This is a genomic window from Nitrincola schmidtii (assembly GCF_008973715.1).
In the GTDB taxonomy this organism is placed as follows: domain Bacteria; phylum Pseudomonadota; class Gammaproteobacteria; order Pseudomonadales; family Balneatricaceae; genus Nitrincola; species Nitrincola schmidtii.
Genome location: NZ_WBOL01000005.1, coordinates 1 through 21945 on the forward strand (window position 1 = coordinate 1; position 21945 = coordinate 21945).

Annotated in this window: 22 protein-coding genes and 4 tRNA genes; 10 read left to right on the forward strand and 16 right to left on the reverse strand. The window is 45.2% G+C overall.

The annotated features are described in order from the left end of the window. Window positions 1-136: 136 nt before the first annotated feature. The gene (locus tag F7R24_RS05575; RefSeq protein ID WP_151670273.1) at window positions 137-1231 is read right to left on the reverse strand and encodes a TRAP transporter substrate-binding protein; all 1095 of its coding nucleotides are present in this window, start codon (window positions 1229-1231) and stop codon (window positions 137-139) included. Between the two features lie 109 nt (window positions 1232-1340). After that, the gene (locus F7R24_RS05580; RefSeq protein WP_151670274.1) at window positions 1341-2267 is read right to left on the reverse strand and encodes a DMT family transporter; all 927 of its coding nucleotides are present in this window, start codon (window positions 2265-2267) and stop codon (window positions 1341-1343) included. Between the two features lie 168 nt (window positions 2268-2435). Between F7R24_RS05580 and F7R24_RS05585 the strand changes: the two genes are divergently transcribed. The 3 genes from F7R24_RS05585 to F7R24_RS05595 are packed head-to-tail and all read left to right on the forward strand — an operon-like array spanning window position 2436 to window position 5152. Continuing rightward, complete coding sequence (locus tag F7R24_RS05585; RefSeq protein ID WP_151670275.1) at window positions 2436-3176, forward strand: sulfite exporter TauE/SafE family protein; 741 nt, start codon at window positions 2436-2438, stop codon at window positions 3174-3176. Between the two features lie 30 nt (window positions 3177-3206). After that, window positions 3207-3755, forward strand: coding sequence for a TRAP transporter small permease subunit (locus tag F7R24_RS05590; RefSeq protein ID WP_151670276.1), 549 nt, complete (start codon window positions 3207-3209; stop codon window positions 3753-3755). Window positions 3756-3757: 2 nt separating this feature from the next. Next, entirely contained in the window at window positions 3758-5152 is a 1395-nt protein-coding gene (locus tag F7R24_RS05595) for a TRAP transporter large permease (protein WP_151670277.1), read from the forward strand. Between the two features lie 74 nt (window positions 5153-5226). On the opposite strand, the gene F7R24_RS05600 is transcribed toward F7R24_RS05595, so the two are convergent. The 4 genes from F7R24_RS05600 to F7R24_RS05615 form a co-directional block, all read right to left on the reverse strand. Then, window positions 5227-6150, reverse strand: a complete 924-nt coding sequence (locus F7R24_RS05600; RefSeq protein ID WP_151670278.1) for a histone deacetylase family protein — start codon at window positions 6148-6150, stop codon at window positions 5227-5229. Between the two features lie 189 nt (window positions 6151-6339). Next, window positions 6340-7446, reverse strand: coding sequence for a flavin monoamine oxidase family protein (locus tag F7R24_RS05605; RefSeq protein ID WP_151670279.1), 1107 nt, complete (start codon window positions 7444-7446; stop codon window positions 6340-6342). Next, window positions 7443-8156: a cupin domain-containing protein gene (locus F7R24_RS05610; protein WP_151670280.1), complete on the reverse strand. Its 714-nt coding sequence runs from the start codon at window positions 8154-8156 to the stop codon at window positions 7443-7445. The genes F7R24_RS05605 and F7R24_RS05610 overlap by 4 nt, the downstream gene beginning before the upstream one ends. 77 nt (window positions 8157-8233) lie before the next feature. After that, window positions 8234-9574: a DEAD/DEAH box helicase gene (locus F7R24_RS05615; protein ID WP_151670281.1), complete on the reverse strand. Its 1341-nt coding sequence runs from the start codon at window positions 9572-9574 to the stop codon at window positions 8234-8236. Window positions 9575-9757: 183 nt separating this feature from the next. Between F7R24_RS05615 and F7R24_RS05620 the strand changes: the two genes are divergently transcribed. Further along, the gene (locus tag F7R24_RS05620; RefSeq protein WP_206057483.1) at window positions 9758-10264 is read left to right on the forward strand and encodes an NlpC/P60 family protein; all 507 of its coding nucleotides are present in this window, start codon (window positions 9758-9760) and stop codon (window positions 10262-10264) included. 86 nt (window positions 10265-10350) lie between these two features. Here the strand turns inward: F7R24_RS05620 and F7R24_RS05625 are convergent, their stop codons facing one another. Together F7R24_RS05625 and F7R24_RS05630 are read right to left on the reverse strand one after the other, a co-directional pair. Then, window positions 10351-11691 carry a DUF1329 domain-containing protein gene (locus F7R24_RS05625; RefSeq protein ID WP_240776001.1) on the reverse strand — a complete coding sequence of 447 codons (1341 nt, stop codon included), beginning with the start codon at window positions 11689-11691 and terminating at the stop codon, window positions 10351-10353. A 15-nt stretch (window positions 11692-11706) separates the two neighbouring features. Further along, entirely contained in the window at window positions 11707-13659 is a 1953-nt protein-coding gene (locus F7R24_RS05630) for a DUF1302 domain-containing protein (protein WP_151670282.1), read from the reverse strand. A 229-nt stretch (window positions 13660-13888) separates the two neighbouring features. On the opposite strand from F7R24_RS05630, the gene F7R24_RS05635 reads away from it, so the two are divergent. From F7R24_RS05635 to F7R24_RS05655, 5 genes are all read left to right on the forward strand, one after another. Then, window positions 13889-14947 carry an AraC family transcriptional regulator gene (locus F7R24_RS05635; protein ID WP_240776002.1) on the forward strand — a complete coding sequence of 353 codons (1059 nt, stop codon included), beginning with the start codon at window positions 13889-13891 and terminating at the stop codon, window positions 14945-14947. An 83-nt stretch (window positions 14948-15030) separates the two neighbouring features. Then, window positions 15031-15118: transfer RNA gene (locus tag F7R24_RS05640), tRNA-Ser, on the forward strand. Window positions 15119-15155: 37 nt separating this feature from the next. Further along, window positions 15156-15231, forward strand: a tRNA-Asn gene (locus tag F7R24_RS05645). Between the two features lie 29 nt (window positions 15232-15260). Next, window positions 15261-15336 (forward strand) — tRNA-Lys (locus F7R24_RS05650). A gap of 17 nt (window positions 15337-15353) precedes the next feature. Next, window positions 15354-15429: transfer RNA gene (locus F7R24_RS05655), tRNA-Lys, on the forward strand. Between the two features lie 12 nt (window positions 15430-15441). Here F7R24_RS05655 and greB read toward each other — a convergent pair. Next, a complete protein-coding gene (gene greB, locus F7R24_RS05660) occupies window positions 15442-15924 on the reverse strand; it encodes a transcription elongation factor GreB (protein WP_151670283.1) in 483 nt (160 codons plus the stop codon). A 121-nt stretch (window positions 15925-16045) separates the two neighbouring features. Here greB and F7R24_RS05665 point away from each other — a divergent pair, with 121 nt between their 5' ends. Continuing rightward, window positions 16046-16492: a hypothetical protein gene (locus tag F7R24_RS05665; protein WP_151670284.1), complete on the forward strand. Its 447-nt coding sequence runs from the start codon at window positions 16046-16048 to the stop codon at window positions 16490-16492. Between the two features lies 1 nt (window position 16493). Here F7R24_RS05665 and F7R24_RS05670 read toward each other — a convergent pair whose 3' ends face one another. From F7R24_RS05670 to dapC, 7 genes are read right to left on the reverse strand one after another with little or no spacing between them, the layout of a single operon-like run. Beyond that, the gene (locus F7R24_RS05670; protein ID WP_151670285.1) at window positions 16494-16874 is read right to left on the reverse strand and encodes a hypothetical protein; all 381 of its coding nucleotides are present in this window, start codon (window positions 16872-16874) and stop codon (window positions 16494-16496) included. Further along, the gene (locus F7R24_RS05675) at window positions 16858-17148 is read right to left on the reverse strand and encodes a hypothetical protein (protein WP_151670286.1); all 291 of its coding nucleotides are present in this window, start codon (window positions 17146-17148) and stop codon (window positions 16858-16860) included. The genes F7R24_RS05670 and F7R24_RS05675 overlap by 17 nt, the downstream gene beginning before the upstream one ends. 2 nt (window positions 17149-17150) lie before the next feature. Then, window positions 17151-18038 (reverse strand): putative RNA methyltransferase, encoded by an 888-nt coding sequence (locus tag F7R24_RS05680; RefSeq protein ID WP_240776003.1) that lies wholly within the window; start codon window positions 18036-18038, stop codon window positions 17151-17153. After that, entirely contained in the window at window positions 18035-19174 is a 1140-nt protein-coding gene (gene dapE / locus F7R24_RS05685) for a succinyl-diaminopimelate desuccinylase (RefSeq protein ID WP_151670287.1), read from the reverse strand. Before dapE ends, F7R24_RS05680 begins: the two co-directional genes overlap by 4 nt. Window positions 19175-19206: 32 nt before the next feature. Then, window positions 19207-20235 (reverse strand): 2,3,4,5-tetrahydropyridine-2,6-dicarboxylate N-succinyltransferase, encoded by a 1029-nt coding sequence (dapD, locus tag F7R24_RS05690; protein WP_151670288.1) that lies wholly within the window; start codon window positions 20233-20235, stop codon window positions 19207-19209. Next, window positions 20228-20608 carry an ArsC family reductase gene (locus tag F7R24_RS05695; RefSeq protein ID WP_151670289.1) on the reverse strand — a complete coding sequence of 127 codons (381 nt, stop codon included), beginning with the start codon at window positions 20606-20608 and terminating at the stop codon, window positions 20228-20230. The genes dapD and F7R24_RS05695 overlap by 8 nt, the downstream gene beginning before the upstream one ends. 17 nt (window positions 20609-20625) lie before the next feature. Further along, a complete protein-coding gene (dapC, locus tag F7R24_RS05700) occupies window positions 20626-21822 on the reverse strand; it encodes a succinyldiaminopimelate transaminase (RefSeq protein WP_151670290.1) in 1197 nt (398 codons plus the stop codon). Between the last annotated feature and the right edge of the window lie 123 nt (window positions 21823-21945).

Consider the following 21945-nt stretch of genomic DNA (forward strand, 5'->3'; position numbering starts at 1 on the left):
ATATCGAAGGTAAGGACGGGTATCTTAGTCCCTGAATTGGGATAGTGGGTAGCATGAGCCGTGTACGAGGCCCGTACGCACGGTTCTGTGAGAGGGATGAGGAGGTAACTCCTCACCCTACTCGATTTAGAACTGATTAATCAAGCTTGAAGTACTTAGCGCGCGCTGCCAAGAAGGCTTGGTCAGTATTCTCAGTACGCGTACGTAGAATGTTTAACGCACTGACAAAGCTTTCCGCAGTCTTCTTAGTTAATGCGTCGCCACCTTCGCGGATCTCAGTTAAGAGTTCCATCGATACTTTAGCGCCGGCTTCTAATATTTCATCAGGGAACTGACGAACACGAACACCATGCTGTTCAACCAGTGTTTTCAGGGCGATCGGGTCATTTGCATAGAACTCAGAAGCGACTTGGTCGTATTCCGCTTGGCATGCAGACTCAACGATCGCTTGAAGATCAGCGGGTAGAGCAGCAAATTTTTCTTTGTTCACAACCAGTTCTGTGGCAAGACCTGGCTCAATGAAGCTTGGGAAGTAGTAATCTTTACAGATTTGGTGGAAACCCAAAGCTAGGTCGTTGTATGGACCGACAAACTCAGCCGCATCTAGCGCACCTGATTGCAAAGCGGCATAGATTTCACCACCCGCCATGTTGACCACTGTCGCGCCCATGCGTTGCCATACTTGTCCACCTAGACCCGGTGTACGGAAGCGAAGACCTTGAATATCACTTAGGCCTGTTAGTTCTTTACGGAACCATCCACCTGCTTGCGTACCTGTATCACCGGATAGGAAGCCTTTAACACCAAATTGGTCATAGACCTCATCCCAAATCTCTTGACCACCCATATAGCGCATCCACGCCGCGAGTTCACGTGAGGTCATACCGTAAGGGACACCGGTAAAGAAAGAGGTCGCTTGGCTTTTGTTCTGCCAGTAGTATGCAGCACCGTGGCTCATTTCGGCGGAGCCTTCGATAACCGCATCAAATGTTCCAAGTGCTGGTACGAGTTCGCCAGCAGAAAAGACTTGTACCGTTAAGCGACCTTCAGACATTGCTGTAATGCGGTCAGCAAGACGTTGTGCGCCTGTTCCTAAGCCAGGGAAGTTACGTGGCCATGTGGTAACCATGCGCCATGTGATGCGTCGTTGCGCTATTGCTGGGGCAGCAATAGTGGTAGCAGCAACACCAGCACCGATGGCGGCACCTTTAATAAAATTACGACGTTTCATGCTAAATCTCCGTTAGAGTTATTGTTTTACACAGTTTTATTCAGATGAATACACTAAGAATAGCGACTCTCTGTTTGAAAGCAACGATTTGTTTATGATGGTTTTACGTCTAGCCACTCTTTACTAATGGTTTCTGAAAACGGCCTTTATAACTGGCTAAACCAATGCCTGAAAAGATAAAGGCGATGCCTAACCAATGGAACCAATACATACGTTCACCCAAGGTTAGACTGGCTAATAAAAGAGCCCATACTGGAATAAGATGAATAAAGTTTCCGGCACGATTCGCTCCAAGAATCTCGACACCGCGATTCCAGAATAAAAAAGCAAACACTGATGCAAACAGACCCACATAGATAATGCTAAGCACTGAATTGAGGTTCCAAGGCATAGTTTGCTCAGTTATCCAGTGTTCATGCAGGTAAAAAGGCGTAATGACGAACCAGCCAAGTAGACAGGTGATGGCGAAAAATGCTTGTCCGTTAATATCATTACTACGTTTTTTGAGTAACACGGAATAAAGTGACCAGCTAACAACCGCTGCAATAATCCAAAGACTACTCGCAGCACCTTGTAAAACAGTACCCAACTTAGAAGGTACGCCACCTGAGATGATGATTAAGACGCCCATCAACGAAATAGCTATACCGATAAGTTGCTGAACACTGATCGGAACTGCGAACAATAGCCTTGAAAAGATCAGGATGATTACCGGTGTGGCAGATAACAGTAGCACAGCATCTGTTGCTGTTGAGGTTTGCAGGCCTAAATAAACAAAGGTGTTAAAGTTAGTCACACCCAATATTGATACTAATAGTAGATACTTCCAGTGCTTTAGGATGGTTTGGCGTATCGACCATAGCAATGGCAGGGTAAAAGGAAGGATCACGATCAGCGCAAAAACCCATCGCCACCATGCCAGAGCAATCGGGGGGATTTCAGCAGAAACGGCTTTACCAACAACGAAATTTCCACCCCAAAACAGAGTGGTCATACCCAAGAGTAAGAAAGCGAGATGATCAGGTTTTAATCGCATTAATTTATCTTTATCGTTATATATTAGAGCATTTGAACCTTTATTGACGGCTGTTTCAAGATGGTATGACCAGTTTTTTGGGAATCTATTTGACCATTGCAATCGATATCGGTATAAACGCCCGACTTTATCAGATTTTCATTGATTAATAGAAGTTGGAGCTTTCGCATGATCGAGTGGACTGTATTGTTGCTGGCCGGCTATTTAGCAGGTGTGCTCAATGCTGTTGCTGGAGGAGGAAGTTTTTTAACCTTTCCTGCACTTGTGTGGGCGGGATATCCCCCAATTGTGTCGAATGCAACCAGTGCGGTTGCCGTTTTACCCGGTTATGCGGGGGGTGCGCTTGGATTTCGTCAAGAGTTACGTGAGCTAAGTATTCAGCGTCACCTTATATTGTCAGCTGTTGCTCTAGCGGGTGGTTTAGCGGGTGCTTTGCTGCTCTTAGTGACACCTGCTTCTGTATTTGCCTTTGTTGTTCCTCTATTGCTGTTGTTCGCTACTGCGATGTTTGCACTTGGCCCTAAAATTATGGCAAAAGTTAGGAAAAGCGGGCTACCTTTACCTTTGTTGCCAGGATTATTCTTGGTAGCAATCTATGGTGGTTATTTTAACGGTGGTTTGGGTATTATGCTGTTAGCGCTGTTTGCAGCGGCAGGCATGAGTAACTTAAACCTGATGAATGGACTGAAGAACAGTCTGTCTTTTGTACTGTCCTTTATATCGGTTGCTGCATTTGCAGTTGCGGGTAAAATTATTTGGTTTGAAGGTATGATGATGATGCTGGCAGCAACCCTTGGAGGTTATCAAGGTGCTGCATTGTCGAGGCGTCTGCCTGTTATTTGGGTTAAACGATTTGTCATAGTGGTAGGGCTAATCATGACCATGATTTTCACCTATCGATTGATATAAAAACAAAAACATGAAATAGAGAGAGGTCTTATGCAATTGCTCTCATTGCTAGTTCGGCTTATTTGTCGAATCAATATTATACTGGGTCACTTTTTCTCCTGGTTTTCTCTGGGGATAGTGTTAGTTTGTTTTACGGTCGTCGTGCTGCGCTATTTTTTCTCAACTGGGTTTGTGTGGATGCAAGATCTATACGTTTGGTTGAACGGCATGATGTTTATGGGGATAGCAGGCTTTACTCTGTTTCAAAACGGCCATGTACGAGTCGACGTTTTTTACCGCCCCGCCAGTATTCGACGCAAAGCTTGGGTTGATCTCATTGGTTGTATCCTTTTTGTAGCGCCTTTTCTCTATATTTTAACCACTTATAGCCTGCCTTATGTACAGCGTTCCTGGCGGTTTATGGAAGGCTCGGCCAACTTTGGCGGAATGCCAGGGTTATATGTAGTCAAATCATTCCTCTTGGTCTTTGTGGTAGTCATTGCTTTACAAGCTGTTGCCATGGTGATGCGCAGTATTCTGATACTGACTAAAAATGAAGAGCTGGTTCCTGAAAACTATCGTTACAAGGTAGGGGGTTGATCATGGATCCAGTGTTATTAGGCGAATTACTCTCCTTGTTGATGTTTTTTACCATCATCGGCGTTCTGATGATGGGCTTTCCTGTGGCATTTTCCTTAGCCGGAACGTCAGTCATTTTTGCAACCGTCGGTTATATGTTAGGCGTGTTTGATCTATCTAACTTCTCAAGCTTAGCGCCTCGTTACATGGGTGTCATGCTAAATGAAGTGTTGGTAGCCGTTCCGCTTTTCATATTTATGGGCATGATGCTGGAACGATCAGGTATCGCTGAGCAGCTACTGATCACCATGGGTCGTTTGTTTGGGAAGCTTCGAGGTGGTCTAGGCTTATCCGTTATTGTCGTGGGCGCGCTCTTGGCGGCATCTACCGGCATCGTCGGTGCGACTGTGGTTACCATGGGTTTATTATCCTTGCCAGCAATGCTTCGTGCCGGCTATGACCCTAAGTTGGCTACAGGTGTTATCTGTGCATCAGGGACGTTGGGGCAAATTATTCCTCCATCAACCGTTCTCATTTTCATGGGTGATATGTTGGCAGGGGTCAATCAGCAGGTGCAAATGGCAAAAGGTAACTTTGCACCGACACCCGTATCGGTAGGTGACCTGTTTGCTGGTGCATTTATACCGGGTTTGATTTTAGTTTTTGTGTACATGCTCTTTATGATTTACAAAGCGGTGACTCAGCCCGAAACCTGTCCTGCGCTAGAAGTGACTGAAGATGAACGTAAGCGTTTACTGCATGATGTCTTCTTCACCTTAATACCACCATTATTACTGATCATTGCTGTTTTGGGATCTATTTTAGGTGGTGTTGCTACGCCGACAGAATCCGCTTCAGTTGGTGCTGTGGGTGCGATGTTTTTAGCCGCCATTCGTCGGAAATTGACCTTCTCTAATTTACGTCAAGTTATGTTTGCGACAGCCAACACCACGACGATGATTTTCATCATTTTGATCGGTGCGTCTGTGTTTTCACTGGTGTTCCGAATGATGGGTGGAGAAGAGCTTGTCAGTGACTTCTTAAACAGTCTGCCGGGTGGAAAAGTAGGCGCGATTATTTTCGTAATGCTACTGATGTTCTTACTCGGATTTATTCTGGATACCTTTGAAATCATTTTCTTGGTGATTCCGATTACGGCGCCCATCTTGTTAATGATGGATGTAGATCCTATCTGGTTAGGTGTCATGGTAGCGGTTAACCTGCAAACTAGTTTCTTAACACCACCTTTTGGATTTGCCCTCTTTTATTTAAGGGGTGTTGCACCCGATGCAATTACGACTCGGCATATCTATCAAGGCGCTTTACCATTCGTGGTTCTTCAGGTATCGGTGATAGCGCTATTAATTATCTTCCCTGAGATAGTGACTTGGCTGCCTGATAAAATATATGGACGCTAAATCTGCAAAAAATAAGAGGGCCTCATGAGCCCTCTTATTTTTTCGATATTTTTTGTAGAGATGAGGTGAGGCGTTTAAAATCCTGCCAGTACCTCAAGATGTGCTTGAACGCTGAAGGCTAACGCAACTGGGTTATAGCCGCCCTCAAGTACTGACACGATACGACCTTTGCTGTGGTTATTCGCCACCTGCATAATCTGCTGTGTGACCCAGCGATAATCTTCTTCATCTAGATTTAAGTCTGCCATTGGATCTTCTTTATGTGCATCAAAGCCAGCTGATATGAAAATCATATCGGGCTTATGAGCTTCTAATGCGGGTATCCAATGTTTCTCAATCGCTTCACGAAAAACAGTATTTTCTGAGTAGGCAGGTATTGGGCAATTGACAATATTAGGGCGTTCAATTGTCGTATAGCGCTCTGGATAATAGGGGTGTTGGAAGGTTGAGCAAACCAAAACCTCTGGACGATCTTTAAAAATATCCACCGTGCCATTGCAGTGGTGAACATCAAAATCGAGTACCGCTACACGTTCGATGCCTTGTTGAAGTAACGCGTGGCAAGCACCGATGGCAACGTTGTTAAAAAAACAAAAACCCATAGGTAAGTTATATTCAGCGTGATGTCCGGGTGGTCGAACCGCACAAAACGCATTGGTCGCTTTACCTGATAACACTCGGTTCGTGGCTAAAATCACACCACCAGCAGCCAGTTGTGCAGCTTCTAACGAGTGAGGGCAAAGGGCTGTATCCTCATCCGTATAGACAACACCTTCGCTAGGTACTTTCATCTCTAGTTTCTTAAGGTGAAGTTTGGCGTGTGCCAATTGAATCTGCTCGGGAGTCACAGGAACAGCGGTTAATTGATCCATGTGATCCATTAAGCCGGTTCTTTCTAGTACCTTACGAATAGCTTGCAGACGAACAGGGCTCTCGGGATGATCGGGTCCCATATTGTGCAACAGGCAATCTTCGTGGGTGATATAGGCGGTTGTCATAGATTATTGTTCTCCTCATCTCTTAACCCATTTTAGAGGAAAACCGCAGCATTATGCGTTAGGCGAAAGTATTAATTGTGAAAATAATCATCTATGCAAAGGTTCTTTGATTTAGATCAAATAAAAAAAGCGATGTGTCGAGGTAGACTGCCTCTACAGCATAGAACTGTACTTTTGGCATCTGACGTTTCACCCAGCGTCAGGTGCCTTTCTTTTTTGATCAGTTGAGGATCGTATCAGAGACTTTTCGACCGCATCAATTGAGCCGGCTAAATAGCCAGGAAATTGGTTAGACCACTCACTTCCTATACCCAAAAGACGATCCTTCCAATCACCTTGATGAACCATAAATGATGGTGCTGGGCTATGTGCGTGCGATGGATTTAAATCTGCTGGGGTTGCAGTAAGGGCTTCCTGAGACCAGTCTTTAAGAAAATCTGCTTTAATTTGCTTTGCGTCATCTCCAAATAATCTCACTAGCTGATCACGACAAAGATCAGTGAGTTGATCTTTGCCTAGTGTTTTTCGTGTTTTTGCATCGAGGCCAATAAAGCCAAATAGGGCTGCTTTTTCTTCTGGCATACTGGCATCATGTATTTCAACCATCGGGCCGATTCGACTTTGTGCGCTACCCGATAGGCCTGATTCTCGCCAAAAGGGTTGATCATAGATAGCTACATACTTCGCATGAGAAGCCATCCATGTACCAGTTTGATGCCATTGGTTAGAAAGCTCTTGCGGTAAAGCGGGTGAAAATTTTAATGTGTCGATTACAAGTCGCGGTGGCAAAGCTAACAAAACCTGTTCTGCTGAAATGAGTGAATGCTGTTGGTTGTTAGTGGATTCGCAGCTAACGATGATTTGGCAATCATCTATTGCGATACTGTTAGCCAAGCTGTTCAGCAGGATTTTGTCAGGCGTGATCTGGTTAGCTAAGGTTGAAACCAGTTGACTAACTCCACCTATAAATCGTTTCGACTGAGGAGATGAGTGATATCCATTTGTTCTTCTGGGGGGGATGTGAGGATCTATCTCAAACAGCATATTCCCCGTGTCATATTGATCAAATGTCTCTAGATCGAGTGTGTCTATTAATCTTGAAAGGGCAGGTTGCATCTCAGGCCAAAACCAAGTGGGGCCTAAATCGAAGCTGTTATTGAAGGTTTCAATGCGACCGCCGATTCGATCTCGAGCTTCAAGAATGATGAAATCATCATCCCCCTTTTTTGTCAGCAAGTATCCCGCATAAATACCGCTCAGACCTGCTCCTACAATAACGGTCTTAACTCGCTTCATGGAGTTAACTCAAACAGGGTGTTCTTAAACGATCCTTCTTTGATAAAAACACGGGTGTCAGGCTGAAGTGCGATGAGCTCAATAGAAAAGTTTTCGGGTAAGCGCATCCAGCTGCCTTTAGGAAAGACCTTGCTTTCTACACCGCAACTGTCAATAAGCCTTGATGACCTTAACTCCGAAATTGTTAGTTCGCCTGCTAATACTAGAATTTCTGTAGCTTTGTTTGAGCTGATAAGCTGCTCATCAAGTTCAAGACACTGTAGATACACTTTTTCATTGAATCCATCATAAAGTGAGCAGATCCGTTTGCCATTCTCGATTTTCCAGTTCGTTTCATCCTCAGTGTTTACCGTGATAAAGACATCATCCTGAGCGTCCATTTGCCAAAGCTTAACAAAAATAAGCGTACCTTCATGGCTCTTAGGAGTATGAGAAGAACCAACAGGGTTGCGAAGGTAATAGCCTTTGGGATAATCGCCGCTTTCATCAGAAAAGGTACCCGATAAAACGAAAATTTCCTCTCCGCCAGGGTGAGCATGAGCAGGAAAACTAGCTTTTTTTTGGTAGTGAACAAGGCTAGTGGCACGAGCTTTTTCCGCTCCAATGCGATCTAGCATCATTCGTGTGACACCTGACTGAGTTGATTCAACCCAGTCATAGTGGGAGGGTAAAATAAAAACAGGTTTTTCAAAGTTTGCATTAATTTGCATAACGGTCACATTGTCTTAGGTTTTGCTAATCTACGTACATGTTTACCGTTAAGATCAAGTGCCTTACTTCGCAGCCTTTATTCTGTGGTTTTTTTCTTAAAGGGCGCGAAACCATGATCGACTGTGGCGTTTGCAGCAGCTTGTGGTTGTCGGCGTTTGCCAATCGCTTTTTGGTCTCTTAAACGTTTTTTAACCTTAGGTTTTTCGGGTTCTTTCTTCTTCGAATCAAGGCGCTTTTTCTTCCCAACTGATTTACCCGATGACTTGGTGTGGGTAGGGCCTTTGAAGCTACCTTCTAATCCTGCGATCTGTTTTCGTTCAAACTTGACTCTAAGGTAGCGCTCGATGCTGCACATCAAGTTCCATTCTGCCGCAGAAATAAAAGAAACAGCCGTACCTGCTTGTCCAGCACGCCCGGTTCTTCCGATACGATGCACATAGTCATCGCCGCTGCGTGCCATCATGAAGTTGACGACTAAATCCACACCTTCAATATCTAAGCCGCGTGCCGCTACATCGGTTGCGACCAATATACTGACGGATTTATCTCTAAAGCGTTGCAGCACCAGGCGGCGTTGCGGCTGATCCATATCTCCATGCAACACGGCGGTACGGTGTTTGTGATAACGAAGAATATTGCCTAATTGGTCAGCAGCAGCTCGTGTATTAGTAAAAATTAGCGCTCGATCAAAGGGCGTATCGCTTAGTAATTTGTCCAGTAAGCGTTCTTTGTGCTTTAGATCATCAGCAAGAATGATTTGCTGCGAAATGGCCTTGACCTGTGTTTTTGCATCACTGAGAAGCAAGGACTCAGGCTCTTTCATTACCTGTTTAGTTAAATGACCAATTTCACCGGTATCCAGTGTTGCTGAAAAGAGTAGCGTTTGACGTTCTGCACGGCACTCTGCCGCAATTTTAAGAACATCATCACTAAAACCCATATCCAGCATTCGATCGGCTTCGTCCAGCACAAGCACTTCTAGATCACTCAGATCAACGGTACGCTTTTCCAGATGTTCAATTAAGCGGCCTGGGGTGGCGACAAGAATTTCGGGATTCTTTCTTAAGCGCGCAGCCTGTTCTTTGAAACCTACGCCACCAAAGACACTAGAGGATTTAATGTGAGTGAAAGCCGCTAGTTGATCACAGCTTTTGCTAACTTGTTCAGCCAGTTCACGTGTTGGCACTAGAATCAGTGCTCGAGTACCTGATTTAGGCGCTGGAGTGTCGATAAAACGTTGAAGCATAGGCAAAAGAAAAGCGTAAGTTTTACCACTTCCTGTCACGGCACTAATCATTAAATCTTTGCCTGCCAGTGCGGGCGCTAGGGTTGCTGCTTGCACGGGTGTCGGCGTTGTGATGCCCTGAGCGTCAAGCGCCTTTTGTAGTCGCTCGTTCAGTTGGATGTCAGTAAACACTTAAGCTAAATCTCCTGCTAAAAATTACGTTTATCCTACCAGAAATTTGTTCTTCTGTCGGATAAATGCATGTTGTCACTCTGATAAATCAGAATATACACGATCAGAGTGATAAAAATCACTTGTGATTGATGTAGATATGGGTTAATTTTGACGATTATTTTTTATACTAATCTGATGCTTATGCGAATTATCTTACTTGTTTCTTTATCATTGTTGTTAACGGGTTGTTTTTCAACGGGTCGTCACGCTACTCAGCCTTTGGTAGCCATACCTCAACCGATTACTGCTCCAGCTCAAAACGACATTCGTTTAGTGCTTGAGGAAAAGTACGAAGTATGGGCCGGAACCCCCTACCGATTGGGCGGAAGTGACAAATCAGGGATCGACTGTTCTGGCTTTGTACAAACCATTTTCACCGAAGCCTTCGATGTCAAATTACCTCGCACGACATCTGAACAAGTATCTTTAGGTGTTCCCGTTCAGCGTCAAGCGTTAGAGCCATTAGATTTAGTTTTCTTTAAAACCGGTAGAACCCAGCATGTGGGTATTTATTTAGGTCATGGTGAGTTTCTTCATGCTTCAACCAGTCGCGGTGTGATAATTTCGAAAATGGATAATCCTTACTGGAAACGAAATTATTGGACAGCAAGAAGACCATTAGATGCTATTCAACTAGCAAGCATGTAACAGTCTAATTAAAAGTTTTAGTTAAAAAAATGCCCGCAGTTAGCGGGCATTTTTTTGTCTTGAGTTAGGTGAATCAGTATTAATACTTATCGACCTGCACGACGAATCGCTTGTGGCGTAAAGTCACGGAAGTTGAAGCGTTGAGTAAAGTCGTAACCCACTCTCTCTTCATTGGTTAAACCACCTACTAAGTAACGTCCTGACTGAAGATCATAGAAGGTTTCAGCAGCAGAGCCAGGAACAAGAACGTCTCGTGACATGACTTTATGCATTTCGCCTACACGCCAAAGTTCGCCACGACCGTCATAGTGATCAACCGTAGCAATCTGCCAGGTATCTTCATCTATATAAAAGGTACGTTTAGCGTAAACATGACGTTGACCGTCTTTCAGTGTTGCTTCGACTTTCCAGACACGATGCAGCTCATAGCGAGTCAAGTCAGGATTTAAGTGACCTGCTTGAATAATATCGCTATAGGATAGGTTACGGTCAGCCAGTTTCCAGCTGTTATAAGGGATGTAGATCTCTTTTTTGCCAACTAACTCCCAGTTATAACGATCCGGCGCACCATTGAACATATCAAGGTTATCCGTTGTACGCATACCATCTGTCGCCGTGCCTGGAGCATCGTAAGCGATGTTAGGTGCTAGACGAACACGACGCTGACCGGAATTGTAAGTCCAAGCCTGACGTGGCTGCTGGACTTGGTTCATGGTTTCATGAACCAGCAGGATAGTACCGGTTAAACGTGCTGGCGCAGTCACCTCTTGAACGAAGTAGAAGAGAATATTGTCATGGCGCTCTTCACCACTGTTAGCGTCCAATAAGTAGCTAGGCCAAGAGAGCTTCTCATTGATGCGCACAGGAGTGAAAGTGCCGTTGGCTTGAACAGGAACTTGTACGAAGGTCCTTTCCAGTGCGCCACCACGATAGCGTGTCATGTGGTTCCAAATGACTTGTAAGCCATTTTCTGGAATAGGGAAGGCTAGGGCTTCTTTAAGATTCAACAGGCCGTTACCGTCTTCGGTTAGACGTGCATTTCTTGCATTCTCTTTGCCTGCATCATAGATATGCTGAGGTAAGGCTGCGGTACGATGAGTGGTATAAACCGGCATGCGGAAGGTATCCGGGTAGCGCTGGAACATTGCCACCTGCCCATCGGTTAATTGCTCGCGGTGCTCCTGATAATTGGCGGCGGTAATCACAAACAGCGGTTGCTCGCCAGCAAAGGGGTTGGTGTAACGATCATCACTTTGTGAAATGCCACCGGTCCATTCAGGAATAGTGCCAGCAGCATTACCAGCACGCTCAGCGCCTACGGGTGTTAAATCCTGACCTAGTCGGTCAGGATTTGCCTGCGCGCCACCAGCGAGGGTTAGCAGCAGCGCCGTACAGAGAAGTTTCTTCGGAAGACTCATTTGTATCATTATTATTCTCCAACCTTAGAAGGCGATTGATGCATTCAGTGAAATATAGTCGCGGTCTTTTTCAGCATTGAAAGAGCCACCAAAGAAAGTGGTGTAAGACGCGCCAAAACGATAACGATTCATATAGTCTGCAGTCAGACCGATATTGACCGATTTTTCATTCTCACGGAAAGCAGCGCCTGGTTCAGGTCCATTACCTTTTACGCCATGACGGAAGTTCAGTTCAGGGATCAATGTGACTCCGGCGAAGGCGTTGGGATATTCCAGTGCTCCACGTAGGACATAACCGTATGAGTTTTTGGTAACGAAACCGCTGGTGTCGCCTGGTTGATACCCAAATATACCGGAGCGTCCAAACTTAAGTGCGTTTGCGCTTTCATCTAGACCGTGAACATGTGTCCAGCCAAGCTCACCTATAGTGGTCAGACGGCTCGCACCTAGAACATTATCAAAGAATTTAATAAATGTAGTCTGAGTTTGTGTGACGTCAAAGGTACCATATCCTCTTATGACTCCTCCTGGGCCAGCATTGGCAACTAGTTGATCAGCACCTGCATTACCCGAACCTCCCAGTAAGGGATTTTGTCTAAGAATCGCAGATACTAAAAGAGGTCCATTGACTTGAATTGGTACATTTTTTTTATGGCTAATTTCACCAGACCAGGCAATATCACCAATATTAGTACTGAAGCTTAAGCCAGCCATTTTGATGTTATCGGGATAGTCAACAAAGTATTCTGAATCAAAAGCTGATATTAAGGGGAAAAGAGCTAATGTTTCAGGTGGTAATATTCCTGCGCCAACCAACCCTGTAACTGTTGCTTGGTCTGCAAGTCCTACACCAGGGATGAATATGCGAGTATTACTTGGATTTGCGTTCGTGTTGATGCCGCTGATTAAGGGTAACCTACTGTTGTATCTAGCAAAATAGAGACCAAATTCAGTATTGTTTAAATTCTCAGCGAAGTATCTAAATCCTAGTCCAAATTGATTATCATCGGAACCTTCACGTCGACCATTGATGTTTCGTTCAACAATAGGGTTAATTCCGTTAACTGCCCATTGACCTCCAGAGGCAAGATTTAAATAATCCTGATCGTTAACTGTCAAATCAATTAAGGGTTGTCCGAGTTCAGTAAAGACTCGAATCCCATCACAGCCTTGAGAGGTAAAATCATTTGTCGAAAAATAAGTACCACACCCATCAACAACCGTTGGTTCCCACTTGTATTGATAAAAGCCTTCGACCGTCAAGTTATCAGTTAAACCAAGTGAAGCGAATACACTGCCGAAGGGTAGCAAACCTTCTTTAAGTTCTGCACCTGGACGACGGAAAGCGGTCACGTCAACAGGGTTAAAGGAGTTGATACCGCCTTGGATAAAGGTACTTTCACCCCAGTTAATCACTTGACGACCCACGCGGATATCAAGTGGCATGGTGCCAAGGTCAAAACCACCGTAGAAATAAGCATCCAGTAATTCAATACCACTAAATTTAGCGAAGTCGTTAAATCCGCTATCATTCAAGCGAGTATTAGGTGCATAACCGTTAGGGATATGACCATGGGGGCGATTCCCTTTTTCTAGTTCGTAGTCGTACCAGTACTTACCACGACCAAAGAAACCAACATTTTCATAACTTAGCTCTAGATCATGAACACCTTTAACAACCGTCGAAAAGGGTTTCCCTTTTTTGAAGTTTTGTGTGCCATCATCGTAACTACCAGATCCAGCACTGCTGCCGCTATTGGGCTGAGATATCAGCGATCTATCCGGGTTATCCAGTCGGATACTGGTACCAATAGAAATGTTAGATTGGAAGCGTCCTTGTATTTCGCCAAGCTCAAACTCCACGGCTTGTACATGTGCAGTGAAACCTGCGGCAAGCAATGAGGTCAGAAAAACAGGAGTTAATTTGGGACGGCGCTGGGGTATGTTTCGCGTGAGATACGAATGATTAGTTGCCATTTCGTTCAATCCACCTTGTTATTATTGTCTTACTGAGGTTTATTATTAAGCTAGGCTGTTGTTTAGAGGTATTAACATTACCTAATACGCAGCTTAGATTGGAACTTTACTCTTTGCCAGTCTTATGTAAATTGGACAAGCGAACAATAACATTAGAGTTCAATCCGGCTGACATTTTAGTGCGCTGGATCAAATCTATGCTGATTTCTGAAACCCACAGGAGGAAACAGTGGAGAAAACCATCACGGTGCCAACCGGATATGTGCGCCATTTGTTGTCGATGGCTGAATCTCAGGGGTTCGATATAGAGGATCTGCTTCGCCATATTGATATTTCACAGTCTGAGTTAGACGAACATAACGCCATTCCAGCCTTCAAGTTTGGCTTGTTGTATCAGCATATCATGTGGATTGCACAAGATGAGTCCTTTGGGATGCTCAGCGGCGGCCGTGTTCCTAATGGAACATTTCGCATGATGTGCCACGCCATTATTCACTGCAGCACCTTAGAGCGCGCCCTAAGACGCTGCAGTGACTTCTACGAAATCTGCCGTGGATCTATGGTGAAACCGATTCTGATACGCCGAGGCCGTTATGCAAAAGTCTCGTTTGCACCGACAGAAGTGCTTGATGAATCTGAGTTTAGGGCCTTAATGGATCAAGAGTCACCACTCCAGATTCGTACCTCTTTATCCATGTGGCATCACTTTATGAGTTGGCTTATCGGTCGGCGATTAGAGTTGAAAGCCGCTTATTTTAGACATGCACATCATGGAGACGCTGATCAGTACATCAAACTGTTTCAGTCGGAAGTTAAATTCAATCAACATGAAGATGCGATCGTTTTTCCAGCACAGTTTTTAGATCAGCCCTTAGCGCAAAATGAAGAGTCTTTAAGAGGGTTCTTAAAAACCGCACCCTATCAGTTGATTGTGATGGTGGATGATGACAAGAGCTTAAAGGCTAGAGTGATCTCCATGCTGGGTAAAGATTTTAGTCGTGAGATGCCTTCTGCGGATGAAGTCGCCAGAGCGTTGCACATGTCAGTATCGACACTTAGGCGTCGTTTATTGGAGGAGGGAACCTCGTATCAAAAAATAAAGGATGATGAGCGTAAAGCCGCTGCAGTGAACTATATGAACTCACCACAATTATCGATCAATGATGTGGCAGGTTTGATGGGATTTGATGAACCCTCTGCTTTTTTTAGATCCTTTAAAAAATGGACAGGAATGACGCCAGGCGAGTATCGGCGCAGTGCGGAGTACACGGATCTCTATCGTAAATAAACTTTTTCGCGATTGTTTTAGTAAGTTTTTCAATTAACTGTTGACATGTTCGGCTAAGACTGTAAAATTTGCGCTCATCCTTTGGAGGGATGGCTGAGTGGTCGAAAGCACCGGTCTTGAAAACCGACGAGTCGAGAGGCTCCCAGGGTTCGAATCCCTGTCCCTCCGCCAAAGGATGAAATGTGTGAAGCGTTAGTTGTTAAAATGTTCCCTGATAGCTCAGTTGGTAGAGCAGTAGACTGTTAATCTATTGGTCGCTGGTTCGAGTCCAGCTCGGGGAGCCAACAACTTAACAAGCGCTAGGCAAATGAGCGGGTCGTTAGCTCAGTTGGTAGAGCAGTTGGCTTTTAACCAATTGGTCATAGGTTCGAATCCTATACGACCCACCACTCATATTCGCCATCTTGGGTCGTTAGCTCAGTTGGTAGAGCAGTTGGCTTTTAACCAATTGGTCATAGGTTCGAATCCTATACGACCCACCATTTATACCTCAATTAATCCTGTGTATTCTCATATTCTATAGACAGAATAGTCCAGCACACTTTTCCTGTGGGTGTTTCAACCCAAGCTTCATCGTCAACTTCTTTTTTCAAAAGTGCTCTCGCCATGGGCGATTCAATCGATATATAGTCTTTACGGTCAAAAATCTCATCATAGCCCGCAATGCGAAAACGCCGCTGTTCGCCATCATCATTTTCGACAGTGACCCATGCACCAAAAAATGCCTTTCCTTCCTGTTGAGGCGAGTAGTCGACGATTTCTATTTCTTCTAGCGTTTTTAGCAGGTAACGAACGCGACGATCGATTTCACGCAATCTTTTTTTGTTGTATTGGTAATCCGCATTTTCCGATCGATCACCAAGGCTAGCGGCCCAGGTCACTTTGCGCGTGACTTCTGGACGTTCTTCTTTCCATAGGGTGTCAAACTCTTGCTTTAAGTTGTTATATCCTGCTCGTGTAATGAGTTTGCGTTTCATGAGGTCGTTAGGTTCCAAAAAACAAAGAATAAGAAAGTGTCATGATAATAGATTGGAAAAATAAACAACTAAAGTTTATCTGACATTGGCCGCTAAGTTTATGATACTAGTGGAGTAGCGTATGGCTGTCGATCAAACAAACACTGATCTGATGTTACGTAGGGTAGAGGGATATACCTCTGGCCTGCCTCAGGCTGTGCGTGCGCCCAGTAGTGCAGAGTTTGGTATGTTGCTTAGCCTAATTGCATCTACCTATGAAAAAGGTCCTACGGGCGCCGCTCAGCCGAATCAGAGTGGTGGGGAGTTTAAGCTTCCTGCGAAGTTAGAGTACATTAATCCTGATAGCTTGTTTAATACCGATCTGGTTAAGCGACTTAACCATTCTGTTACTGAGCAGCAGCGTGGTGAGTTTGCCTATCTGGTCAGCTACCTAAAGGTTAAAGCTGAAACTCCGATCGATCGCCCCATTCGTAATGATCGTTTCGCGCAACTCTCTTTAGCCTCCTTAGGCGGTCAAATGCTAGAGCAAATAACGGCTGCACGAGAAGGCTTTCAAGCGGTCGCTTAAATTAATCTGTTGCCCACTGAATCTTTTCTTCTTGTCCCTGTTCAACTTTCCACCATTCATCAGGATCATCTCCCTCTTGCCAGCCTGAAGCGATGCAGCGAACTTGTGCATTGAGTTCAATAGAGGCTTCACGAGCACAGTCTAAGTCAACTTCCCAAGGGGTTTGGTCTGACTGAAACCAGACACTCAACCAGCCTTTACCTAACGCACGCTCGTGGATAATTACCTCGAAAGTGTGTTGTTGATATTCACCTGTAAAGTGATGCAATAAGCCTTTATTGCCTAACGCGTGTATTTTATCCAGTCGTTGTGAAAGCCAGGCTGTAATCTTTTCTACAGAGGTGTTTTTGATATAAATCTCAATATCAGGGTGTCTTGTCATCGTCGGAATCCAAAAAACGAAAAATTCTTAAAATACTCAGGCTGAGATAGCCGATCAGAGCTAATACTCCACCCATGATCATCAGGATTAACCCCAGCAGTGCAATTATCTCTGCAGTCATCGAGTCCATCATGGCAAACTGCGCGATGCTAATGGCCATCAGACCTAACATAAATATCGTAAAGCCAGTGACTAGCCAGATGAAGTTCTGTCTAGGATTGTCGGCTCGTTTATGTAAAACAGTGCGCAGTCGTTGCAGCTTAGATTTCATCATTATTAGCGTTTGCGGTAAAGGCTAAGTCGAATATCTGCCTGTATATCCAGTTGTTGCAGTGAAATCAGCTTTTCTCGCCCTGTTTGGCTTAAACGTTGGCCATGCGGTGTCATCATCAACAGGTTATCAATAGCATCACCCTGACTTAATGAGAAGCGAAAATGGAGTGTTTGCGTACTGATAGGTTCAAATAGCGCCTGCAATTGTGAATCAGGGCTCAGGTCTGAATCTCTAACCTCAGTATATATCTGCTCGCGCAATTCGCGAAGGTGATCCGGCCCCGGCCAGACTACTAAAAAGTAACCACCAGGCTTGATTACTTGAACAGTAGGTTCTGGCAAGAGTCGAGCAAAAATAAGAGTCGCAATATCGACTGATTCAGGCATCAAGGGTATATCTGCACCTGTCGCGACTAGCCAAGTCATCTGTTTATGTTGCTTGCTAGCATGCAGTATGGCAGGTTTGGAAATATCTAATCCGACACATTGGGAATCTTTTGATACCGATGTTAGTGCTTGATGGATCTGTTGCGTGTAATACCCTTCACCACAGCCGAGATCTAACACGAGAGCAGGTTTTGAGTGCGCTACTTTGTCGGCTAATTTTTCCGCAACCAAACCAGCTAAGCATTCCTGAATCGCAGTGGCAATGGGTTGATAATGTCCCTGTGATAAAAAGTTGTGGCGAGCTTGCACCATCGCTTCGTTATCGCCAGGTGCTTTGCTACGCTTTCGTTGCGCTAGCAGCAGGTTCCAATAGCCTTGTCGAGCGCGATCAAAGCTATGACCCGATTCACAAACGAGTTGTTTGGCTTCGCTGAGATTGTCAGGTAGTAAGGCTGCACTGCAAACTGGGCAGCGCAGCGGTGGTAGTGTAGCCGATGGCATCATGATGCTAGCAGTTTAATTAAAATCTGCTCATAGATTTCAGAAAGCTTATCTAAATCAGCGATACTAACCCGTTCATCTATTTGATGGATGGTGGCATTAATCGGACCGAGTTCAACGACCTGCGCGCCAGTAGGCGCTATAAATCGTCCATCTGAGGTACCACCAGCCGTCGATAGTTCTGTTTCTAAGCCAGTGACCTGTTTAATCGCATCGTTGCAAGCATCTACCAATGAGCCAGCTGCGGTTAAAAATGCTTGACCTGAAAGTGTCCAGTCAATATGCCAATCCAGTTGATGACGATCGAGTATGGCGGCCACACGTTCACGTATCTCGGTGTCGGTAATTTCAGTCGAGAAGCGCAGGTTGAATTCAACCTTTAGCTCACCTGGAACCACATTGGTTGCACCGGTTCCTGCATGAATGTTCGAAATTTGAAAACTTGTGGGTGGAAAAAATTCGTTACCCTCATCCCATACTTCTTGAGAAAGCTCAGCTAAGGCTGGCGCTGCTAAGTGAATGGGGTTGCGAACCAAATGAGGATAAGCAACGTGTCCTTGCTTTCCTTTAATCGTCAAAGAACCACTGATCGATCCGCGCCGACCATTTTTAATGACATCGCCCACCTGATCTGTACTGGAAGGTTCACCGACGATGCACCAAGTGATTTTCTCATTGCGTGCTTCCAGTGTATCCACGACCCGAGTGGTACCGTTGATAAAAGGACCTTCTTCATCGCTAGTTATCAGTAGGGAAATAGAGCCCTGATGATCTGGGTGTTTTTCTATAAAACGCTCAAGTGCGGTAATGAAGGCAGCGATACTGCCTTTCATATCTGCAGCTCCACGTCCCCACAGAAATCCATCGACTTCCGTCGGTTCAAACGGAGGGAAACGCCAACGCTCTTCTGGTCCAGAAGGCACCACATCGGTATGGCCTGCAAAGCAGAATAAAGGGCCTTCCGTGCCACGTCTTGCCCAAAGATTGGTGACCTCTTCAAAGGGCATCGGCTCTAGTGTAAAACCGACTGCTGTTAATCTTTCACCAAGATAATCTTGGCAGCCTGCGTCTTCAGGTGTAACCGAAGGGCGGCTGATCAATTCTTTAGCAAGCGTGAGCGTGGCAGACTCAGATGACATTGACGATTCCTAGTGTTAAATCAAATTTGTGATCAGTTGTGCTTATGCAATTCAGCATTGAGTTCAATGGCTGACTGATTGGTTTTCACTTCAATCTGACCGGTTTGCGAGTTGCGACGGAAAAGTAAGTCAGACTTACCTGCCAGTTCTCCAGCTTTAACCACCGACACCGTTTTGTTTTCATCCAGCAGGGTGACTTTAGAGCTGCCAGTGACATACAGACCTGCTTCAATGGTGCAGCGATCGCCTAATGGCAAGCCTAGTCCAGCATTAGCGCCGATCAAGCAGTTTTCACCAACAGAGATGACCACATTATTACCACCGGAGAGCGTACCCATGGTAGAGCAACCACCACCTAGGTCAGAGCCATTGCCAACCACAACACCTGCCGAGATACGGCCTTCTACCATGCTGACACCCAGAGTGCCGGCATTGAAGTTGATGAAGCCTTCATGCATAACAGTAGTGCCTTCACCTACATAAGCGCCTAAACGAATGCGTGACGCATCGCCAATACGAATACCTTCGGGTACGGCATAATTTGCCATTTTCGGGAATTTATCGACGCTATAAACTTCTAAAATGCGCCCTTGAGCACGAGCCAATAGCTGGCGCTTAGCCAGTTCGTTTACGGCAATGGCACCTTCTGAAGTCCAAGCGATATTCGGCAGTAAACCAAACATGCCGTTCAAGTTAAGGCCATGTGGCTTAGCTAAGCGATGCGACAGCAAACTAAGTTTTAAGTAAACTTCAGCCGTGGTTTCAGGTTGTGCATCATTTTCTAAAATGCACAGTACCAATGGTTGCGGTGTGCCTTCAAGAATTTCAGTCAGTTCCGCTTGGTCTTCAGCATCGACTGACAAAAACGCCACTTCAAGTGCTTTAAGCTGGTTTTCCGCTAATTCAATAGTGCGATTTCCACCTTCATATCCCACCTCTTTAGCAATGGCCTGAATAAGATTTTCAGGAGCATTCATTAACGGAGCGTGGTAGTAGACCTCTAACCATTGACCTGCTGCAGAGCGAGTGCCAATACCTAAACCAAATGCAAAATTACTCATGGGTGACTCCGTTAATTAAATCGTTGTAAAGTGTTTCGTTGAAGCCCACCTCGCAAATGGAAGATCCTTCTGGTAAAGAACCTTCTAATAGGGGGCGCTTGATAAGGGCAGGATACTGCAAAAGCAGTTCAGTTGCTTGAGAGTTAGGATTTTCTGCCATTTCACGTTCTGCGTTCGATAATTGGCGCCACGTCGTGCCACGCTTGTTGATTAGCTTTTCTAATCCTAACTGCGATTGCCAACTTTCAATATCTGCCGCAGTCAGACCATCTTTGCGAAAGTCATGAAAACGATAGTCAACCTGATGTGCATCCAGCCATTTTTTTGCTTTACGAACGGTGTCGCAATTACTGATACCGTAAAGTGTTAACATGCTGCTTAGTAACCTGATTAAAGAGATTCAATATAGGTGCGAATACGCTGAGCGGCTTCAACACATTCTTCTACGGTAGCCACTAAGGCCATGCGGATATAGCCTGCTCCTGGCTGTTCTCCAGCCACTTCTCGTGCCAGATAACGACCGGGTAAAACCGTAAGGTTTTGTTGCGCTAACAGGCCGCGTGTAAAGGCTTCATCATCAATCGGAGTTTTGGCCCAAAGGTAGAAACTGGCTTCGGGTAAGTTAATCTGCATGACCGGTGATAAAATCTCGCTGACCGCCGCAAACTTCTCTCGATAGAGATCGCGATTTTCCAGAACATGTGCTTCATCTTGCCATGCAGCGGTGGATGCAATCTGGTGTTGAACCGGCATAGAGCAACCGTGATAGGTGCGGTATTTCAGGAAAGGCTGGATAAGTTTCGCATCTCCTGCGATAAAGCCTGAACGCATTCCAGGTAGGTTGGAACGCTTCGACAAGCTATGGAACACGACACAGTTGTGATAATCATGACGACCTATCGAGGCGCAGACTTCCAGCAAACCAACCGGTGGTTTAGATTCGTCTAAATAAATCTCGGAATAACATTCATCACTGGCAAGCACAAAGTCATATTGATCGGCTAAGGCAATCAACTTTTGGATGGTTGCGGCGTCGTGAACAGCTCCCGTAGGGTTGCCTGGCGAACAGATAAAAAGTAACTGACATTTTTCCCAAACTTCTGAAGGTACGGCATCGTAGTCAGGGATAAAGCCATTTTCTTCAGTGCAATTTAGGTAGTAAGGTGTTGCACCGGCCAGGTAGGCAGCGCCTTCATAAATTTGATAGAAAGGGTTAGGCGATACGACTAGGGCATCGTCAGAACGGTTCACCAGTGCTTGAGTAAACGCAAAAATAGCTTCTCGTGTTCCATTCACAGGCAATAGGTGTTGCTCAGGATCTAGACTTCCGACTTTCAGGTCAAAACGGCGTGTTGCCCAATCTGCTATGGCTTGACGTAACGTCAGGATGCCTTTCGTGGTCGGATAGTTAGATAATCCAGCAAGATTGTTGCGAACGGCATCGACGACCAGGGCAGGAGAGGCATGTTTTGGCTCTCCGATACCGAGTGATATCGCATTAAGATGTTCAGCAGGTTTGATATCTCGCGTGAGTTCAGCAAGCTTTTCAAATGGGTAAGGGTGCAGCTTGTTTAGATCGTTGTTCATGCCGGTATCCTGTAATAACCCCTGATAGATTCAGGGTTTGACCTCTGCCAAATAGGGCAAGCAGTATACCCAATGCAGCGAGTTCAGCCAAATTCTGTTGTGGTTAAATGATAGGTGTCATGG

Excerpts from the sequence above, each read along its gene's own strand:
- F7R24_RS05575 (WP_151670273.1), bottom strand. The coding sequence starts at position 1,231 with ATGAAACGTCGTAATTTTATTAAAGGTGCCGCCATCGGTGCTGGTGTT.
- F7R24_RS05580 (WP_151670274.1), bottom strand. The coding sequence starts at position 2,267 with ATGCGATTAAAACCTGATCATCTCGCTTTCTTACTCTTGGGTATGACC.
- F7R24_RS05585 (WP_151670275.1), top strand. The coding sequence starts at position 2,436 with ATGATCGAGTGGACTGTATTGTTGCTGGCCGGCTATTTAGCAGGTGTG.
- F7R24_RS05590 (WP_151670276.1), top strand. The coding sequence starts at position 3,207 with ATGCAATTGCTCTCATTGCTAGTTCGGCTTATTTGTCGAATCAATATT.
- F7R24_RS05595 (WP_151670277.1), top strand. The coding sequence starts at position 3,758 with ATGGATCCAGTGTTATTAGGCGAATTACTCTCCTTGTTGATGTTTTTT.
- F7R24_RS05600 (WP_151670278.1), bottom strand. The coding sequence starts at position 6,150 with ATGACAACCGCCTATATCACCCACGAAGATTGCCTGTTGCACAATATG.
- F7R24_RS05605 (WP_151670279.1), bottom strand. The coding sequence starts at position 7,446 with ATGAAGCGAGTTAAGACCGTTATTGTAGGAGCAGGTCTGAGCGGTATT.
- F7R24_RS05610 (WP_151670280.1), bottom strand. The coding sequence starts at position 8,156 with ATGCAAATTAATGCAAACTTTGAAAAACCTGTTTTTATTTTACCCTCC.
- F7R24_RS05620 (WP_206057483.1), top strand. The coding sequence starts at position 9,758 with ATGCGAATTATCTTACTTGTTTCTTTATCATTGTTGTTAACGGGTTGT.
- F7R24_RS05625 (WP_240776001.1), bottom strand. The coding sequence starts at position 11,691 with ATGATACAAATGAGTCTTCCGAAGAAACTTCTCTGTACGGCGCTGCTG.
- F7R24_RS05630 (WP_151670282.1), bottom strand. The coding sequence starts at position 13,659 with ATGGCAACTAATCATTCGTATCTCACGCGAAACATACCCCAGCGCCGT.
- greB (WP_151670283.1), bottom strand. The coding sequence starts at position 15,924 with ATGAAACGCAAACTCATTACACGAGCAGGATATAACAACTTAAAGCAA.
- F7R24_RS05665 (WP_151670284.1), top strand. The coding sequence starts at position 16,046 with ATGGCTGTCGATCAAACAAACACTGATCTGATGTTACGTAGGGTAGAG.
- F7R24_RS05670 (WP_151670285.1), bottom strand. The coding sequence starts at position 16,874 with ATGACAAGACACCCTGATATTGAGATTTATATCAAAAACACCTCTGTA.
- F7R24_RS05675 (WP_151670286.1), bottom strand. The coding sequence starts at position 17,148 with ATGATGAAATCTAAGCTGCAACGACTGCGCACTGTTTTACATAAACGA.
- F7R24_RS05680 (WP_240776003.1), bottom strand. The coding sequence starts at position 18,038 with ATGATGCCATCGGCTACACTACCACCGCTGCGCTGCCCAGTTTGCAGT.
- dapE (WP_151670287.1), bottom strand. The coding sequence starts at position 19,174 with ATGTCATCTGAGTCTGCCACGCTCACGCTTGCTAAAGAATTGATCAGC.
- dapD (WP_151670288.1), bottom strand. The coding sequence starts at position 20,235 with ATGAGTAATTTTGCATTTGGTTTAGGTATTGGCACTCGCTCTGCAGCA.
- F7R24_RS05695 (WP_151670289.1), bottom strand. The coding sequence starts at position 20,608 with ATGTTAACACTTTACGGTATCAGTAATTGCGACACCGTTCGTAAAGCA.
- dapC (WP_151670290.1), bottom strand. The coding sequence starts at position 21,822 with ATGAACAACGATCTAAACAAGCTGCACCCTTACCCATTTGAAAAGCTT.